Origin of the sequence: Bartonella sp. AP57NXGY, assembly GCF_042195805.1 — a bacterium.
GTDB lineage: Bacteria > Pseudomonadota > Alphaproteobacteria > Rhizobiales > Rhizobiaceae > Bartonella.
Genome location: NZ_JBHIOZ010000284.1, coordinates 1 through 1,374 on the forward strand (window position 1 = coordinate 1; position 1,374 = coordinate 1,374).

Below are 1,374 nucleotides of genomic sequence, written 5' to 3' on the forward strand. Positions count from 1 at the left end.
CATCCATATTTATACAGACAGAGTGAGAAGGTATTAGGATTACGAGAAATTGTAGCGCATCCAAATTACCTTATATTTTATCGAGTAGCTGCACATCAAATCGAAATTGTAGCTGTAGTACATGCCCGACGTGAATTTCCTATTTTTCTTTAATCTAATCAGAGGCTGCCTCTTAAACCTTTCTGGAACAATTACCAAAATCATGACAACAGCCTCCGCGTTTATCAAAGGGACTAAAATGATTTCTTCTACGGTAGTGAATTCACGCGCGGTCTCTTCATTAAAATTTGCACAATCGCTTGCTGTTTGAATAAGAGTGGGGGATGATCGTTTCTCTGTGCTATAGGATGTGTGTGTCTGTGGAATGTGGTGGGGTGGCATGTGGTTTTGGGTGTGCGCTTAAAAAAAATAAACATAAGCATTATTCAAATTTAACGTGATGCTGTAGCAAATTTTTTTGCATCTAAATTGTAGCCAACTTCACATAGTCGATGAGAAAGATCTTTAAGTGTTTCTTTTACGTGTTCTTTAAAAGGAAGGTATATAATTCCATTAATATCTGAAGGGAGTTCAAGGTCTTGTTTTTTTAGAATAGCGACATTTTTGCGAGAAAGCGCAGACATTAACATGCCCATTTCGAAAATAACGTTTTGTCGCGCACGGGGTTGTGCTGCTTTTTTGCCGGCAGATTTGGCATAGCCTATATCATCGGGAGTAAGCAGCACAATACCAAATTTTATGAAATCGCTACAGATTCCTTTTTCTAAAGCTTCAATGATGGTTAAGCCATTCCCGCCAGTATTTTGTAAAATGTATGGTTCAAGATTAAAATCATTAAGAATAGATGTAAGTTGCTTTAGGGCAGTACGGTCATGACCATGAACGATAAAAATTTTTTTAGGAGAAGATTCTAAGGTATTGGAAGCAGTCTTTGGAGAAGGATTCGTTGATGTTTCTTGTATGTGTTTAACCAAAGCTTTTTCTAGATTTGTCACAGCGGATTCTTTGCCTTGAACGTTGATTGTTCCTGTACTTTCATACCAATTAATAACGCCTCCTTCGGAGGTTTTGATCTGATATCCTCTAGAAGAATTAAGTGATAGAGACTTAACTTCCATGATTTTATATCCAGCTGTTTTAACTATATCTTTAAGGTCTTCGACGGTTCCGCTATATTTCACTGTTTATATTCTTTCAATATCGCTGGTTATTAATATAAAATGTTGATTTATTTTTATAACTATTTGAATTTAAATAGCTTTATGATTTCATTTTCTTATACTATGCACAAAAAGAGACGGTCACCTTCCATTCAATTGATTGAAACGTGGGAAAACTTGACTAAATGATGGGAAATTTTACTGCGTGATAAAG

2 protein-coding genes are annotated in these 1,374 nt (G+C 35.8%); one reads left to right on the forward strand and one right to left on the reverse strand.

Going from position 1 to position 1,374, the window contains the following annotated elements:
* The coding region (locus tag ACFIL8_RS10315) for a type II toxin-antitoxin system RelE/ParE family toxin (protein ID WP_375689691.1) at nt 1-153 on the forward strand (153 nt) is incomplete at its 5' end.
* Between the two features lie 278 nt (nt 154-431).
* Here the strand turns inward: ACFIL8_RS10315 and ACFIL8_RS10320 are convergent.
* Complete coding sequence (locus ACFIL8_RS10320) at nt 432-1,181, reverse strand: TIR domain-containing protein (protein ID WP_375681280.1); 750 nt, start codon at nt 1,179-1,181, stop codon at nt 432-434.
* Nucleotides 1,182-1,374 lie beyond the last annotated feature (193 nt).